This is a genomic window from Candidatus Odyssella thessalonicensis L13 (assembly GCF_000190415.1).
Taxonomy (GTDB): Bacteria; Pseudomonadota; Alphaproteobacteria; order Paracaedibacterales; family Paracaedibacteraceae; genus Paracaedibacter; species Paracaedibacter thessalonicensis.
This window is the reverse complement of the sequence record NZ_AEWF01000015.1, coordinates 1-16,981: the sequence shown is the minus strand read 5'-3', so window position 1 is coordinate 16,981 and position 16,981 is coordinate 1. Positions and strand designations below refer to the sequence as shown.

The 16,981-nt window shown below is 40.2% G+C and carries 11 protein-coding genes and 1 pseudogene; 5 read left to right on the top strand and 7 right to left on the bottom strand.

From position 1 onward, the window contains the following. Window positions 1–552 precede the first annotated feature (552 nt). The 3 genes and pseudogenes from HMO_RS17730 to HMO_RS0113120 all read right to left on the bottom strand — a co-directional run bounded on the left by HMO_RS17730 (window position 553) and on the right by HMO_RS0113120 (window position 7,070). Window positions 553–3,589, bottom strand: a pseudogene (locus HMO_RS17730) (efflux RND transporter permease subunit). 16 nt (window positions 3,590–3,605) lie between these two features. Next, window positions 3,606–4,805: an efflux RND transporter periplasmic adaptor subunit gene (locus HMO_RS0113125; protein WP_010304423.1), complete on the bottom strand. Its 1,200-nt coding sequence runs from the start codon at window positions 4,803–4,805 to the stop codon at window positions 3,606–3,608. A 90-nt stretch (window positions 4,806–4,895) separates the two neighbouring features. Next, on the bottom strand, window positions 4,896–7,070 hold the full coding sequence (locus HMO_RS0113120; protein WP_010304418.1) for a heavy metal translocating P-type ATPase: 2,175 nt from the start codon (window positions 7,068–7,070) through the stop codon (window positions 4,896–4,898). Between the two features lie 356 nt (window positions 7,071–7,426). Between HMO_RS0113120 and HMO_RS0113115 the strand changes: the two genes are divergently transcribed. From HMO_RS0113115 to HMO_RS0113105, 3 genes are all read left to right on the top strand, one after another. Beyond that, on the top strand, window positions 7,427–8,281 hold the full coding sequence (locus HMO_RS0113115) for a hypothetical protein (protein ID WP_010304415.1): 855 nt from the start codon (window positions 7,427–7,429) through the stop codon (window positions 8,279–8,281). A 132-nt stretch (window positions 8,282–8,413) separates the two neighbouring features. Continuing rightward, a complete protein-coding gene (locus HMO_RS0113110; protein ID WP_010304413.1) occupies window positions 8,414–8,701 on the top strand; it encodes a metal-sensitive transcriptional regulator in 288 nt (95 codons plus the stop codon). 14 nt (window positions 8,702–8,715) lie between these two features. After that, window positions 8,716–10,941 (top strand): copper-transporting P-type ATPase, encoded by a 2,226-nt coding sequence (locus HMO_RS0113105; protein WP_010304410.1) that lies wholly within the window; start codon window positions 8,716–8,718, stop codon window positions 10,939–10,941. Between the two features lie 130 nt (window positions 10,942–11,071). On the opposite strand, the gene HMO_RS0113100 is transcribed toward HMO_RS0113105, so the two are convergent. Together HMO_RS0113100 and HMO_RS0113095 are read right to left on the bottom strand one after the other, a co-directional pair. Next, entirely contained in the window at window positions 11,072–11,626 is a 555-nt protein-coding gene (locus HMO_RS0113100; RefSeq protein WP_010304408.1) for a recombinase family protein, read from the bottom strand. Between the two features lie 4 nt (window positions 11,627–11,630). Continuing rightward, entirely contained in the window at window positions 11,631–11,957 is a 327-nt protein-coding gene (locus HMO_RS0113095) for a hypothetical protein (protein WP_010304406.1), read from the bottom strand. 157 nt (window positions 11,958–12,114) lie between these two features. Between HMO_RS0113095 and HMO_RS16910 the strand changes: the two genes are divergently transcribed. Next, window positions 12,115–12,273, top strand: a complete 159-nt coding sequence (locus HMO_RS16910) for a hypothetical protein (protein ID WP_010304404.1) — start codon at window positions 12,115–12,117, stop codon at window positions 12,271–12,273. Between the two features lie 33 nt (window positions 12,274–12,306). Here the strand turns inward: HMO_RS16910 and HMO_RS0113085 are convergent, their stop codons facing one another. Further along, on the bottom strand, window positions 12,307–15,324 hold the full coding sequence (locus HMO_RS0113085; protein ID WP_010304402.1) for a Tn3 family transposase: 3,018 nt from the start codon (window positions 15,322–15,324) through the stop codon (window positions 12,307–12,309). Between the two features lie 150 nt (window positions 15,325–15,474). Here HMO_RS0113085 and HMO_RS0113080 point away from each other — a divergent pair, with 150 nt between their 5' ends. Next, window positions 15,475–16,113, top strand: a complete 639-nt coding sequence (locus tag HMO_RS0113080; protein ID WP_010304401.1) for a recombinase family protein — start codon at window positions 15,475–15,477, stop codon at window positions 16,111–16,113. Window positions 16,114–16,150: 37 nt separating this feature from the next. On the opposite strand, the gene HMO_RS15130 is transcribed toward HMO_RS0113080, so the two are convergent. After that, entirely contained in the window at window positions 16,151–16,558 is a 408-nt protein-coding gene (locus HMO_RS15130) for a nucleoside triphosphate pyrophosphohydrolase (RefSeq protein ID WP_083821322.1), read from the bottom strand. Window positions 16,559–16,981: the final 423 nt, after the last annotated feature.

Genomic DNA, 16,981 nt, shown 5'->3' with positions numbered 1-16,981 from the left:
GGGGTTTTTTGCCCATAGCCGCGAAAATTTTGGCGACCTAGCTGAGATCCGCGCTACGACTTGCTTTACTCATAAAAATTGATTTTTATGAGTAAAGGTAACCGTTATCTAATTATATGAAACATAAAAGGCGTTTTTCGACTTAACTTATGCTGTTAAATTATGTGTAGAAGAGGTATCTTAAGATGCTTTGTACAGTTTTCTCCAGTAGAGCCGTAAGAATGGGAGCATTCGGGCCATTCTGGTAAGGTAATTATAGAAATGCAACTACCATCACAAAGGGCAGTTAGTTTCCTTCTTATGGTTAATTTGCCTGCTTCTATGGTTGGAGGGAGTTTATAGCCTTAAGGATTATTGAGAAATGGGTTAAGAAATAGGGACTAGATCTCTAGAGTTTTAACAATCCTTTTCTCTCAATTTCAAAAAGTAATTGGGTAACGACGGTACCAAACAAAGCTGAAGACATAAGCCCTCTCTTCCAAAATAAGAACTATTACGAGATGGAGCACCTCCTTACCTGGGATACTGCCTACTTCCGATCAAAAAATCGCGCTAAGAAATTTTCTTAGGAGAAAAAATCTTATAAAGAGTCGGAATAACCAGTAGCGTTAAAAGTGTAGAAGTTATTAGACCCCCGATCACAACAGTTGCCAGAGGTTTTTGAACTTCTGCTCCTGTTCCTGTTGAAATCGCCATAGGGATAAAGCCTAAGGATGCGACCAAAGCAGTCATCAATACAGGACGTAGACGTGTTAAGGCGCCACCAATAATAGCATCCTCCAATTTTTCTTTTTGCAAGTGCTGATCAATTGTTGTCACCATAACCAGACCATTTAACACAGCAATCCCAGAAAGAGCGATAAACCCAACAGCTGCTGAGATGGAAAAAGGAATCCCACGAAGCCAAAGGCTTAAGATACCTCCGGTAAAGGCTAAAGGAATAGCTGTAAAGATGAACAGAGCTCCTCTAACTGAATTTAGAGCAGCAAACAATAACATAAAGATCATGAAGAAGCATATAGGCACTACCCAACTAAGTCTTTCTTTAGCTTCAACCAAGTTCTTAAATTGACCTCCCCATTCAAGCCAGTAGCCTGAAGGTAGCTTAACCGTTTGATCAATTTTAGATTGAGCATTGCTAACAAAAGAAGCCATATCAGTCCCTCTCACATTGGCTTGCACAACAATCCGCCGCTTACCATTTTCGCGACTTATCTGGTTGGGTCCATCGGCAATAACAAGTTCTGCAACTTCTTTTAAAGGAATGGAGACAATTTTTTCTTCTGACTTATTGGAAATTAGATCTATTTTGAGAAGAGGTTTAGAGAAAAAGATCGGCAAATTCTGAATAATTTCTAAATTCTGCCTATAGTGTTCTGGCAACTTAACAATAATATCAAAACGTCGGTCTCCCTCAAATACTACTCCTGCCTCTCGTCCCCCAATTGCAATACTAATGACATTTAAAACATCACTCACATTAAGACCCAAACGAGCCATTTTATCGCGGTTTAATTTAAAATCTAACATTGGCAAGCCAGTAGTTTGTTCAACTTTCACATCGGCAGCACCAGGAACAGTTCTAAGAATACCTGCAATTTGATTTGCATAATTATTCATAACGTCGAAATCATCACCATTAATTTTAACAGCAACGTCACTTCTTACGCCGGCAATAAGCTCGTTAAAGCGCATTTGTATGGGCTGGGTAAATTCATAATTATGGCCGATAACATTTTGGACCGCAGCTTCCATTCTTTGAATAAGTTCTTGTTTGGGTAGTTTTGAATCTGGCCATCGCATGAAGAGCTAGATCCTTCTCATCAAGAGTGGGGATAAATTCCTGACCTAGTTGAAAGAAAGCAAGAATAGATAAAAGAAACCCACCTATAGCCCCTACAAGAATACGTTTAGGATGATGGAGTCCATAGACCAGCCACCTTTGATAAAAGGCTTCAACTCTCTTAAAGTATCTACCATGCTCTTCATGAGCGCTACCTTTTATAAATAAAGCTGCCATTGCTGGAATAAAAGTAATCGATAGAATGAAAGCCGAAATAAGAGCCATAATAACTGTCACTGCCATTGGCTTAAACATTTTTCCCTCAACACCCGTAAAGGTTAATAAGGGAAGGTAGACAAGAACAAGAATGCTTTGACCAAACAAGGTAGGGCGGCTCATTTCCTTAGTCGATTCTACAACTTCCTTTAATCGTTCCATTAAGTCTAAAGGTCTCTTGATCTCCTGGGATTTCTCCCCAATTCTTCTCAGATAATTTTCAATAATAATAACTGTTCCATCCACCAACAAACCAAAGTCTAAGGCACCTAGGCTCATTAAGTTCGCGCTGGTTTTCGTGGATAACATCCCCATACATGTCATGAGCATGGTGATGGGAATAACTGAGGCAGTAATAAGAGCAGCCCGAAAGTTTTTTAACATTAAGAAAAGGATAACAATGACGAGCAAGGCTCCTTCAGTTAGGTTTTTACTAACGGTGGTTATCGTTGCTTCGACAAGCTTTGTTCGGTTTAAAACTGTTTGGGCGATAATTCCTGGAGGTAAAGTTTTTACAATTTCAATAAATTTTTGATCTACGGCCGCAGCGACATCACGGCTATTAGCCCCAATCAGCATCAGAGCTGTGCCGACAACAGCTTCTGCACCATTTTCGCTTCCACTGCCCGTGCGTAGTTCTTTACCAATAGCGACACTTGCTATGTCCTTAATATAAACAGGGGTTCCATTCTTAGAAGTAATAACCGTGTTTTCTAGTTGTTGGCTATTTTCTATGCGCCCATCGGCTCTAACAGTTAGCGCTTCCCCGTTTTTTTCTATATATCCAGCCCCAAGGCTAGTATTATTCTTCTCCAGCACTTGTGTAACATCTTCAAACGTAAGGCCCAAGGCAATAAGCTTATTTGGGTCAGGCTGGACATGATATTGCTTAACATAACCCCCAATAGAATCAACGCCAGCTATACCAGGGACTGTTTTAAGTTGTGGTTTAATAATCCAATCTTGGACAGTGCGTAGATAGCCAAGCTTTTCAACTTCTGTCTTTAAAATGTGGCCTTCAGGGGTAAGATATGTGCCGTTTGATTGAAAACCTGGTTTACCATCCTCGGTTTTTTCTGAAGAACCCTCTGCATAACGCAGTGTCCACATATAGATTTCGCCAAGGCCAGTAGAGATTGCTCCCATTTTAGGTTCAGCGCCAGAGGGAAGATTTTCTTTAGCCTCTATGAGTTTTTCGTTTACTTGCTGCCTGGCAAAATAAATATCTACTGAATCCTCAAAAATAACGGTAACCTGAGAAAAACCATTCCTAGATAAAGAGCGGGTTGATACTAATCCTGGAATTCCAGCTAGCGCCGTCTCAATAGGGAAGGTAACTTGCTTCTCAATTTCAAAGGGGGAAAACCCCGAAACAAGAGTATTGATCTGGACTTGATTGTTTGTAATATCAGGGACAGCATCAATAGGAAGATGCTTTAAAGAAAGCGCTCCTAAGCCCACAACAATAAATGTTAGAAAGACGACAAGGTATCGTTTTTCGGTAGCAAAGTTAACAATTCTTTCAAGCATTTAAGGAGCCTATCTTTTAATGGGAATGTTCAGCTTCACTTTTGCCAAGCTCTGCTTTTAATAAAAAGGTGTTAGTAATAGCGATTTCATCTCCTTCTTTAAGCCCTTCTTTGATTTGAATGAATTGCTCATTCTCTGTTCCAGAGATAACGATTTTTTTGGCTTCAAACTGAGTATTTCCTGACTTGAGAAACACATAAGAATTGCCTTGTATCTTTTGTATTGCTTCGCTGGGGACACTTAAAAAGGGAGACTTTTCATCTAAAATAACTTGAGCAGAGACAAAATCCCCTGGATGCCAGGTACCTTGAGTATTATCCACTTCTACAATCGCACGACCAGTGCGGCTTTCCTCATTAATGACGGGGCTAACATACATTAGGGTGGCAGAGGTAGGGACCTTATTGTTGCTTGCATAGAGATCAACTTTTTGCCCCTTTTGTATGGTTGGTAAATCCTGTGCAGAAATAGAAATATTAACCCATACTTTATCAAGGTTAGCAACGACAAAAAGTTGACGGTCACTATTAATAATTTCCCCTAAGGAAGTATGGCGTTCTAGTATCTTGCCGTTGATGGGGGCTTCTATAGTATAAAGATTTAAAGGCGTATCTTGGGAGGGAAGATTTTCAATTTCTGCTTCCTTCATGCTAAGAGCTAAGAGTTTTTGCTTTTTTTGTTCTAAATCAATTTTAGTAGTTTCATAAATATTGCGGGTTTTGAGAAACTCGGTTTCTGCCTTGACTTTCATCTTCCATAATTTTTCTTCCCTCTCTAAAAGATCTTTCTTTAAAATTAAATCTTTGTAGACAGAAAGATAGGCAGATTTTGCTTCAGCCATCTCACGACTTTCAATAACAGCAAGGGTCTCTCCAGCTTTAACATCTTCCCCAAGATTCTTATAAACTTTTGTAACGACCCCTGGAACAGAAGCAACAACGTGAATAACAGTATTTTCATTTAAAGAGACTTGACCGGGGAAAGTAATTCTTTTTTGATGATGGGAAGCTGTTAGTTTAAGAGTCTTAATATCAATCTTGCTCATTTTTTGCTCATCAAGAGTGATAAGCATTTTCTCTTCATGGCTTTCGTTATCACTCTTTTCTTGGTGGGAGGAAGGATTGTCTTGAGGGCTTGGAGTGAGCTTGTATAACAGAAAGCATCCTCCTGCAAGAAGCATTAAGGATAGTGCGCCTACCTTTCGGTTAATTTTCATAATATCTCCCTCAAATTAGCCTCTATCTTTCTTATCAATATCTTATATATTACTAAATATTTAGTAAAATATATAAGAAAAATGCCTTAGCTACTCACGCAGCAACCTTAGCCCATTAGCCATCACAAATAAGCTGGCTCCCATGTCCGCAAAAACAGCCATCCACATAGTGGCATGGCCAGTAAAGGTAAGTATTAAGAACAAAGCCTTAATACCAAGTGCCAAAGAGATATTTTGTATTAATACTCTGGCAGTTGCTTGAGAAAGTCGTATAAATAAAGGAAGTTTGCGCAAATCATCATCCATTAATGTGACATCAGCAGTTTCGATTGCCGTATCAGTGCCTGCCGCTCCCATTGCAAAGCCTATATTAGCACTGGCTAGGGCTGGTGCATCGTTAATACCGTCACCGACCATGCCAACCTTGCCTGTGAGGGACATCTGTTCCACTTTATTCTTCTTATCTTCCGGCAAGAGATTGCCATGAGCATTATCAATACCAACCTGCTTAGCAATTGCTTCGGCGGTATGAGGATTGTCACCTGTCAATATGGTCGCTTTCACTCCCATCTTGTGGAGCTCAGCAATTGCAAGCCGGCTACTATCCTTGACTGTATCAGCAACTGCAAATAATGCTTGCACACCCTTATTACCGACTAACATTACCACCGTTTTACCCTGAGCTTCATAGCCAAAGAGACGAGATTCTAATTCCTTGGAACATAACCCTAGTTCTTCGACCATCCGGTGATTCCCTAAGTAGTAAGTATTGCCGTTAATACGCCCTTGTATTCCTCGGCCAGGCAACGCAGCAAAATTACTTACCTCCCTAGTTTTTATCTCTTTAGTTTGTGCAGCGAATGCTATGGCTTTGGATACGGGATGGTCAGAAATTGCTGCTAAGCTTGCAGCGTACATCTGAGAAGTAAATAGGTCAGCTTTGTGCCAAGCGATAAAGTCAGTTTGGGTTGGTTTACCGTGCGTAATTGTGCCAGTCTTATCAAGCGCTAACCATTTAAGCTTTCTCCCTTCTTCTAAATACACTCCCCCCTTGATTAAAATACCATGCCGCGCAGCAGCAGTAAGGCCACTCACGATACTAACGGGCGTAGAGATAACCAAAGCACAAGGACAAGCAATGACAAGCAAGACTAACGCTTTGTAGATCCAAACCATCCATGCAGCATTGAAAATTAAGGGAGGTAGAATTGCCACCAACAATGCCATTATAAATACAATGGGGGTATATAGATGGGCAAATTGATCAACAAAGCGCTGAGTAGGGGCGCGGTTATTCTGAGCCTCTTCCACTGCTTGAATGATACGTGCCAAGGTGGAATCATTGACACCTGTAGTGACGCGATATTCAAATGATCCAGACTCGTTGATAGTACCGGCGAATACTAAATCTCCTTCCGCCTTTTCAACCGGTAGGCTCTCTCCAGTGATGGGTGCCTGATTAATTGAGGAGCGCCCTTGAATGATTTTACCATCAAGTGCAATGCGTTGGCCCGGTTTAACCCGGATACGGCTATGGATTGGAATATCTTTAATTTCCATATCAACCCAATTACCATCTTTTTGCTGGACGGTAGCACTCTTGGGTGTGAGATCTATCAGGCTGCGAATCGCGTTGCGAGCTCGGTCAAGCGATTTGGCTTCGATCAATTCTGCTAATGTAAATAAGAACATTACCATGGCGGCCTCAGGCCAATGACCGATGAGCATGGCCCCCGTAACTGCAATCGACATTAACGCATTCATGTTCAAATTGTAGTTCTTGATAGCTATCCAACCCTTTTTATAGGTTGACAGGCCGCTGGTGGAGAGGGCGATAAGCGAAAGTGCAATTACGCTCCAATGGTTACCCCCAATGCACCAAAACACTATTTCTGCTAATACAGCAGCCAAACCCGATATAACGAGAGGCCACCATTTCATATAGAATGGTGGCTGGCTGTTATTCAAAGGTGCTGCATCACGCACTACCACCTCGAAGCCTAGCGATTCCAATGACTTAATTATATTAGGAAGAGCATTTGGATCGTGGCTGATGCTCAATGTGCGCTGCACTAAGTTAAAGTTGAGTGCAGAGATTCCAGATATGCCGGCGAATTTAGTACGAATTAGGCTTTCTTCAGCGGGGCAGTCCATCTTAGTAATGGATAAAACTGTATGCTGATGTGTGGCCTGGGTAGCTTCTGAGATTAAGTCTGGTGGTTCAATTTGGTCACTTGTGCAATTGTTTGAATCACAATCCTTCATAACAATCCCTTAATGTTAGAGTGGGCCGTTTTAATAATCAAAAACTCTTTAATTAGTATAAGATTCATTTGTTAAGATAGCATTACGCGTTATTTTGATCGTCTTCTGAATAATTAACAAAAGACCATGTGCAGCAAAATGACATTAGGAGGGGGCTTCAAAACCAAAGAGAGAAGAAAAAAGCTATGCATAATAATTTTGCTTAACATACTCATTACCAGTTAATCACATACATCCTTGTCAAAAAGCTTATCAGAAAAAGTGTTAACTTCTCCTAAAATTTATTTTGTTAGTCAAAAGTTAATAATAAATACTTAGAAGTATAAAGACCTCAATTTTTATGACAGAGAGTGATGATGGTAAAATTATTTAGCTATACTGCCTTTAGCTTATTGTTAGGAAGCTCAATCGTGAGTGCTCATACAGGGCATGATCATACTGACACTGCCTATTCACAAACAGAAAAGCATCAACACCTTGCAACTCAAGGGCAAGCAACAATTAAAATCTCTTTGGTAAAGCAGGAAGATGTGAGTGATAAAAAGCTCGTCCAGATTAAGCTTTCAAAAATTAAAGACGATCAACCTATTACCCTGAATGATTTAAAAGAAGCGCATACTCAAAAGGTACACCTGTTAATTGTGGATGATTCGCTAACGGATTATCATCATATTCACCCTGAAGCCACCAAGGAAGCAGGTGTTTATCAATTTGAGTGGACACCAAAAGCTAAAGGAAATTATAAGCTATGGGCTGATTTAGTTCCTGTTGATACGAATGAGCAGCAGTATGTTGCTTTTGATCTGATTAAAGATAACAAAGCTAAGGCAATTGTTGATAAAAAGACCTCGATGCAAAGTACGATAGATGGGTATACTTTTAAGCTTTCCTTTGACAAAGATAAGCTAGTTACCGGCAATGCAGCAATGGGCAAAATCACAGTAACTGATGCGAAAGGCGAACCTGTAAAAACACTTGAGCCTATTATGGCTGCCTATGCTCATATAGTCGGATTTAGCGAAGGTCTTAAATCAGTTATTCATGTGCATCCTATGGGAACAGAACCGACAAAAGATACAGATCGAGGTGGGCCAGAACTAGATTTTCATCTAGAACCAAGTTCTCCTGGATTTGTTAAACTCTTTGCCCAAGTTAAGCTAAATGGCAAGGAATTATTTGTGCCGTTTGGTCTCAATATAGAATCCAAATAACAAAAAAAATTATATTTCTATAAAGACATGCTTAAATTCTCAACTTAAGCATGTTTTTTATAAGCTATTGACTATACCCTATAGGGGTATATATTATACCTATATAGGGTATATGAAAGAGTTAATTGAAAAATGAAAAAAGAGTGTCATCAGCATCCTTCACATAAGCAAGAGTTACCCCGCCTCAACCGGATCGGTGGGCAAATTGAAGGAATTAAGCGAATGATTGAGGAAGGCAGGTATTGTCCTGATATTCTCACTCAGCTAAGAGCCGCGCGGGCTGCTATCCGCAATGTTGAATTACAAATCTTAGACAGACACCTATCAATGTGCGTTACTGAAGCATTTCTGGCTGGCGATCCAGATGCGCAAAAACAGAAAGTCGATGAAATTAGAGAACTCATTAAACGATTCGATTAAAGGGGAGAAGAACTATGAATCAGCATTCAGACATACAACAACATTCTGGAAAAGCTTGCTGCTCAAGTACGTTATCTTCCCAAAGCAGCAGCGCTCATACTCCACATATAGATACTCAAACTGAACATTTGTATACATGCCCAATGCACCCTGAAGTTCAGCAATTTGGCCCGGGAAGCTGTCCAATTTGCGGAATGGCATTAGAAGCTATGAATGCTTTTACAATCGATGAAGATCAAAATGAGTTCAAGGATACATCAAAAAGATTTTGGGTGGCAGCTGTTTTATCAACTCCGTTGTTGCTGCTTAACATGGGGGCACACTTTTTTCCAATTGCCTTGTTACAGCAATTGGTAAGTAGCTCTTTCTTTAATTGGTTTCAGCTATTCCTTGCCAGTCCTGTTGTTTTATGGGGAGGATGGCCATTTTGGCAAAAGGCGTGGGCATCAGTAAAAAGTGGCCATCTTAATATGTTTACCCTCATTGGGTTAGGGGTTGGGGTTGCTTATTTTTATAGTTTGGTAGCATTGGCATTATCCTACTTTGCTCCTCATTTATTTACATCTCATGCAGCGATAGCGGTTTACTTTGAACCGGCTGCTGTTATCACTACGCTCGTGCTTTTAGGCCAAGTATTAGAACTTCGAGCACGCTCACAAACGAGCCAAGCAGTACAGCAGCTATTAGAGCTAACCCCGCCTACCGCAAGAATCATCATGGAAGATGGAAATGAAAAGGAGATCGATTTATCTCATGTCGAAGTGGGCCAATTAATGCGAATCAGACCCGGCGATAAAATCCCGGTAGATGGAGTCGTTGTTGAAGGGAATAGTACTCTTAATCAAGCCATGATTACCGGCGAGTCAATCCCTGCCGAAAAGACTATCAACGATAAAGTTATGGCGGGAACGTTAAATATGAACGGCAGCTTAATCATACGAGCTGAGCGGGTGGGGCATGAAACGGTATTAGCCCAAATTGTGGCAATGGTCTCAAAAGCGCAGCGCACCAAAGCCCCTATCCAACGGTTGGCTGATAAAGTATCCGCTTATTTTGTGCCGATCGTCATTGGTATCTCTTTGCTGACTGCTCTTGCCTGGTATATTTTGGGGCCTGAGCCAAAAGTGGCATATTCCCTAGTAACAAGCATAGCTGTTCTGATTATTGCTTGCCCTTGTGCTCTTGGTTTAGCCACACCTATGTCAATTATGGTTGGAACAGGCCGGGGAGCGCGTGAAGGGATTTTGATCAAAGATGCCACAGCTTTAGAAGTTTTAGCCAAAATAGATACACTTGTAATTGATAAAACTGGAACTTTAACAGTAGGAAAGCCTCAAGTTATTCAAATTATCAATCTATCTAATCAAGATACAGATACACTCCTTTCATATGCAGCCACTCTCGAAAAAGGTAGCGAGCATCCACTTGCAGCTGCCATTGTTGAAGAGGCACAGCGAAAAGGATTAAGACTAAAAGAAATCCAAGAATTTATGTCAATCCCTGGGAGAGGCGTGCAAGGAAAAATAGATAACGTATTTATTGCTGTGGGCAATGAGGCTTTTATGCAGTCGCTGGAGATTGAACTGCCTACAGCTGTTACCAATACAAATCAGTATCGCGAGGCTGGCCAAGGAGTTGTGTTTGTCTCAATTAATTATGCTCTTTGTGGATTGATCATTGTCGCAGATATAATTAAAGAATCCACAAAACCAGCTCTACAAAAACTCCGACAACAAGGAGTAGAAGTGGTGATGCTAACAGGAGACAACGAAATCACTGCTAAAGCAATTGCTAAGGAATTGGGAATTACAAAGATTAAAGCTGACGTCTTACCAACAGAAAAATACGAATATGTTCGCCAGCTACAAAACCAGGGAAAAATAGTTGCCATGGTCGGAGATGGGGTAAATGATGCTCCAGCATTAGCTCAAGCTAACATCGGTATTGCGATGGGAACAGGTGCGGATATAGCCATAGAAAGTGCAGGACTAACTCTAATGTCAGGTAATCTTCAAGGGATTACCAAAGCGCATCAATTAAGCTTAGCAACCATGCGTAATATTAAACAAAATCTCTTTTTGGCCTTCGGATATAATGCTTTAGCTATTCCTATCGCTGCCGGTCTATTATACCCCATGTTTGGCATGCTTTTAAGCCCTCTTATAGCTAGTGTTGCTATGGCTTTAAGTTCTGTTTCAGTCATATTAAATGCAGTTCGGTTAGCTAAAATAAAGATTTAGGCATTACTCTTTTTGAATATTGTCTCAGGAGTCGCAGAAATCCCAAGAGCGGACCTGAGATCTTCCCCATGTGTTGCTTTGTGAGAAGAAATTAGGTTGTGCTGTTAAATTACATACTAAGGAAGGTGCTTTAAGTCTTTTGTGCAGGTACCCATCTATAGAGTGTGGGAATTGAAACTCCCAGGTTGTTTGCGACTTCTTTTGGTGGGATGCCATTGGCCAATAATTTTTTGGCAGATTCAATTTTACTGGGGGTCATTTGCCGTTTGCGGCCCCCAACCTTGCCTCTCTGCCTTGCCGCATCCAGGCCTGCTCGGGTTCTCTCAGCAATAAGGTCCCGTTCCATCTGAGCCATACTTGCCATAATATGAAAGAAGAATCGTCCCATGGGGGTACTGGTATCAATATGATCCGTAAGGCTTTTAAAATGAACTTTTTTCTCTTCCAATACTGAAACAAAGTCGATTAAACCTTTAACGCTACGCCCCAATCGATCAAGCTTCCAAACAACAAACGTATCTCCTTCACGTAATTGATCCAGAGCATTTTGTAATCCAGGGCGATCCGCTCTTAGGCCACTGAGTTGATCTTCATATATTTTCTTGCACTCTGCTTCTTTTAGAGCCGCTATTTGAAGATCCAGGTTTTGATCTTGAGTAGAAACGCGCGCATAGCCGATATACATTTTTCTATTTTCCCATCCATTTGCGCAAAAGGCGCTTCTTCAAAGATGCACGCTCTTGGGAATTATTGCCTCGCTTATTGGCAATTTGTTCAGAAATCTCTAATTGTTCAACTAAAGGAAAATAGTATTTTCCATCTTTGCCCATAGACCAGATGTTACTAACTTCCTCTGGGAGTGTGGTAGAATGGTTATCTAAATCATTAACCTTTAATGCAGCCAGCTTAAGTCGTTCCTTCAAGCGCCATCTTTTATGCCAAATGAATTTATCGAACTGTTCACTATGGCATGTTGTGCATCCCCTAATTGGGTTTTTTTTATAACTGCGACTCATAAGAAAGTATCCATATTCTCAAAACTCATTGAGAGACTAACAAAACGAGAAATCTATTTCAAGAAAGGTTTTCGAGAATCTAGACACCTAGACTTCCTGTCACCATATAAGAAGGCATCGCCCTTTATTAAAAACGGACATTTTTGAGAATAACAATATGACGAATAACAAGCGCTTAACCATTTTAACTTCAGAAGAAATTACTGACTTATATGGCATCCCCTCATTTGACGATGATGAACGTGCGGCTTTCTTTTCTCTTGAATCTGTTGAAAGGCATTGCAGTCACAAACCGTCCTTTTTTCCGAGACTATAAAAAGATTGATTATTTTGGAGGAAACACAAGGAACTATAACACAATATATTCAATAAGATGACGAAGGTTAATTGGATTTTTGTCGGTATAGAAGGTGAATTTTCCTGTGAAGTGAATATGCCGCCAGGCAACAGGTGATGTTTTCTTAAGGATTTTCAGTTTTTTCTGGTTATGGGGATCAGCATCAAGGAAGCAAGAATGAATTGAGGCATTATAATAAATAATGGCTCCAGCAATAAGGCGGCCACATTGATTGCTAACCTCGATGTCAATATCACTTCGTCCTATCAAAGCTTTTCTTCCCCCAGCCTTTGCAATGACAGCTCGCAACGTATGATAGGATTCAAGTCGGTTTTGTGAACGGTGAACATCGGATAAGATCTTTGGATTTAGGATACATTTTAATGTATAGATACTGCGAATGAGCTTGTTAAATTCAAAGATGGCTTTACGTGTATTATTATGGGGAGACAGGGAACAAAGCTTTCGCACAAGGGTACTCTGGTTCATTTCTTTTAAGGCTAATGTCGCAATCACTCTGTCGATATTATCTTTTTCATCGAGAATGAGCTGCCGGTCTAACTGGCTAGCTGGTTTGATCAAAAATTTTTGATAAGATGACGTTTCTTTCGACCCATGAATATTATCCAGCTCTTTTTTAAGGTTAGTGAACCTGGGTCTCAGCTCGCCACCAAACCAATGCAAGAGAGCAAAGTTGGCTTTATTAATACTATGCATGTCCCCTGTAATAACTGTTGGCTTAATGGTAGAGGTATTGCCATACCAAATATCAAATACGAAATGGCTTTCATGTTCGTGCGCCCCAATGAGTTTCGTCTGTATTGGAACATGGTTGGATAATAATGTGTAAGCAACAACGCCCCTGCCTTTGCCGAAATATTTGCGTGAGCGCCGTGCTTTAATTGTGGGAGTTATGGCCTCGAATTTTTGACCGTCCGTACTTCCATAAAGGATATCATCAAGATCAAAAGTATAATGCGGGAAGATACTTAACTGATTGATCTCATTGGCAATTAAATCATGAGATTTCTCTACCGTTGCTAGGCGTATATACTGCTGATAGGTTGTATTGAGAACATCGTATGAAATATCGCTTGTTTGTGCCATTTTGTGTATCCCTACCCCTGTGGCTTGGGACAGCAAGGCAGCAATCAGTTCTTCTTCGTCTGGCTTTCGTTTATTATAGAGAGGTTGGAGGGGAGTAAAAGCAGACAAGAATCCAGTTTGGCTATTCGCAAATCGTAAGATATCACTAATTTCAATGATAGGCAGTTTATCATAAAAGCCTTGCGGGTCATCCTCCCTGTCATCATTGATAAATTTTGGACTCGTCCATATGATCTCTTTTTTGAGAGGGTCATATTTAAGATGCTTTAATTGGTCCTTTTTCAGCCTATGGTTGAATTGCTGCCAAAGCGTCTCTAGTTCGCTAAAAAGCGAGTTAATTTGATCTTCGTAGGGGGATTTCAACCAAGGAATATCCAGAGTTTCCAGGATAGTGGATTTTTGTGTCACACAGACAAGCTCATCCGCAAAAGGACGATGTTGAACGCTATCATTAATATAGAGAGCCCCTGTTTCCATTTGCTTTATAATTTGGCGGTACACAAGGATCTCATAACGTTCTATCTGAATAATTGGGGAGCCGCATTTATTAGATGACACTAAATAGGGCTTAAGTCTGGAAGAAATGGAATTAAGAGGAAATGCCTCAAAACGTTGTTGTGATAGAGATTGCTTCCTTGTAAATACTTCTTTCATCCAGCTAATCGCCTTGATTAGGGGGTTGTCGGGGATACGGCTTTCAAAATCAATATGCATAAATAACAGTCGTAGGTGGCGTTTATATCGAGATGCCATTTTTTCTCGTTCTTTCCATTGGAGTTCTTGTCTGCGTTGGGGTTTTTTCACCATCTTTTCCCCAATGGACCGGATCGTGTCTTTAGGAAGAATTTCGAAGGCTTGTTGACGTGCTGCTCCTAGGGTAAGTGTGTCACTCAAATTATCATCAACGTACATAAGAAGAAGGCGCCCGACCTTTTGATCAGAGTGTTCAACATTTTCAATAAGACGGTTCCTTGCTTTTTCCTTAACTTCGTTTTCAAGATTTCTTAACCAGAAAGCAAAGCCATCAACCAGATTATCATTGATCTGCCGATAACGTTTAAAAACATAGCACAAGAGGTAAAGATAAGTTTGTTCCTCCTCAAACCGTCCCAAATCATAGATCGTATAATGGTGAGCCAGGCTCGCATAGTAATCGATATTCTGCTGCGAGATATCGAGATGTGGTAAAACTTGCTGAGCAATCTTGTATAATGGGTTCAGAATATCATGTTTTTTGCGTTCCAACCCCATCAGCGCTGCCCCGAAACTCTTCGCATCTTGTTTAAGCGCTGCCAGCTCTGATAGCGTCCTTTCTGATTGGATGAGTTGCTTTAGGCTTCCTTTATGGAGCTCTGTAAGATGGCTTCTTAAAAGGCATTTGAGTCGTGTTCTTTCTTCTGCCATAGTCCGGCTAACGATTTTCTGTAACGTAGAATATCCAGGCCGGATAATCTTTTGGTTTTGTAAGAAATCCAAAATTTCATGGGTTATAAAATTTGGTGCTGTGTCACGCCGCGCACTTAACTTAATCCGATTATCTAATTCTGGCAAAAACTCGCGGGACCAGAGCTGATAACCAAACAAATCACTGACTGCTTTGCGCTGCAGATAATATTCATGCTTTGTCACCGTAAATAAAGATAAAGCTTTGTTATCAAAGTAGCTCAAAAGAATGAATTGGAGGTCATCTTCAGGTATCTTATCCAATGAAAATCGAAAGAAAAGCTTCTTGGCTTTGAAATAGCCAATCTGTGCCGCGCAATAAACCTGAGCATGAAAAGAAGGCCGGCTTGAAATGATCTCCAGCTCTTTTTCCGTAAAATCGAAAAATGTTGCCCGTTGCTCTTTATCAAAATCTGGAAACCCGTAAAAAGCGAATTCTTCCAGAGATGATAAAACGGAAAGTCTTTCGCTCTTTGTCATAAAATAATGCCTCCCTTATAAGGTGATAACGACCATTTTTGTTAACTATTTTAGCTATCATTAAGGGTCATATTATGCCATTCTATATTTACTGGTATTATATATAGAAATAACCTTAAGACCAAACATCCTAAAAAATATGAGTTTTATATGATTTATGGCTACGCCCGCGTCAGCACCCAGGACCAGAATCTGGAAAGTCAGAAAAATTTAATCAGCCGCTATGGCATAGATCATAAGCTCATGATAGATGAGTGGATAGAGGTTGAAGGGTCATCCAGGCAATCAACACAGGCACGTAAAATTGATGAATTACTCAACAAACTCCAACCGATGGATATTATCATTTCCTCAGAGCTTTCTCGTTTAGGAAGATCACTCAAGGAAACGCTCAATACAATTGAATCTATTGTTCAAGAAAAACAAGCTAGATTGATTTTGATTAAACAAGGCTTGGACATTAACCCTCACAATACAAATAATCTTACTAACAAAGTTTTAATTACTGTCTTTTCTATGGTAGCCGAACTTGAGAGGGATTTTATCTCAGAACGCACCAAAGAAGGATTAAAAGCCAGGAAAGCAAAAGGCATAAAGCTTGGAAAACCAAAGGGAACCCTTCAATCTTCTATGTATGATATCGATAAAGATAAAATTCTTCATCTCTATGATTTAGGCGTTCCTCTTCGCAAAATTATTCAAACTCATATTAATTATGGTAAATATGCTTCTCTTAAAGAATACATTGATAAGAGGAAATCTCAGGAATCTGTGAATTTTCTTGATTAAAAATACTCTGATTTAAGGTAAGTCTAACTACCCCGATCTATCCTTGGTTAAGTTCGGGATACTTTTCAGGATTAGCACGATAATAGCTTAAATACGGGTGATTTTCGGGAATTTCCACTGCAGCAATATACAGTCTGCCTTCAAACCCTCCTCTAGCTTCCTTTTTTTGTAAACGCTGGGCTTCAAGGTCTGCTAATGAAAACCCTTGGCAAGTTGTAAGTGCATAGATGACTTCTAACAAATCAGCAAGCTCTTCCAACATTTCTTCAGGCGAAAGTGCTGTATGAACCTCTTGAACCTCCTCAAGAAGTTTCTGCTTTAATTGTCTTATGAATTCGTCTTGGCCCATGACACGATGAAAGACGTTTATTCCTGAATCTTGCAAAAATTGTGGAGACCTATCTCGAATAAGTTTATCAAATTTAAAATGGTTAGTTTTCATCATTATGTTTCTACATAAGTTTCTTGAAGATTGTTCGCTAAGAACGATTCATTGATCGTGGCTAAAGAAATATACCATGCGTTAGTCTCTCTCAGCAACTCTAATCATGTCGATAGCGCTGTGCTTGATACTTTTTGAAGGTTGCGTAACCCTATTTACTTCCAAGACTCTTCTGTCCAGCCCATTGGGCTCAGCCCACATCCCTGGTTTCCTAAACTATAATCTCGGGTTTCATTCAGTAGACAAGCTGTTAATTTGTACCAAACAAAAGAAGCATTTCGTCAGTTTCTTATCCATAAAATTTCTTCAAATAGCGATATTTTTTGTGTGATAAGTTTGCCATCCCAACATGTCATATTAAGCGAGTGCGTTCAAAAACCTCCTTCCTCGGAAAAATGGACGGTTTGTGTCTGAAAGGCCTGAAAG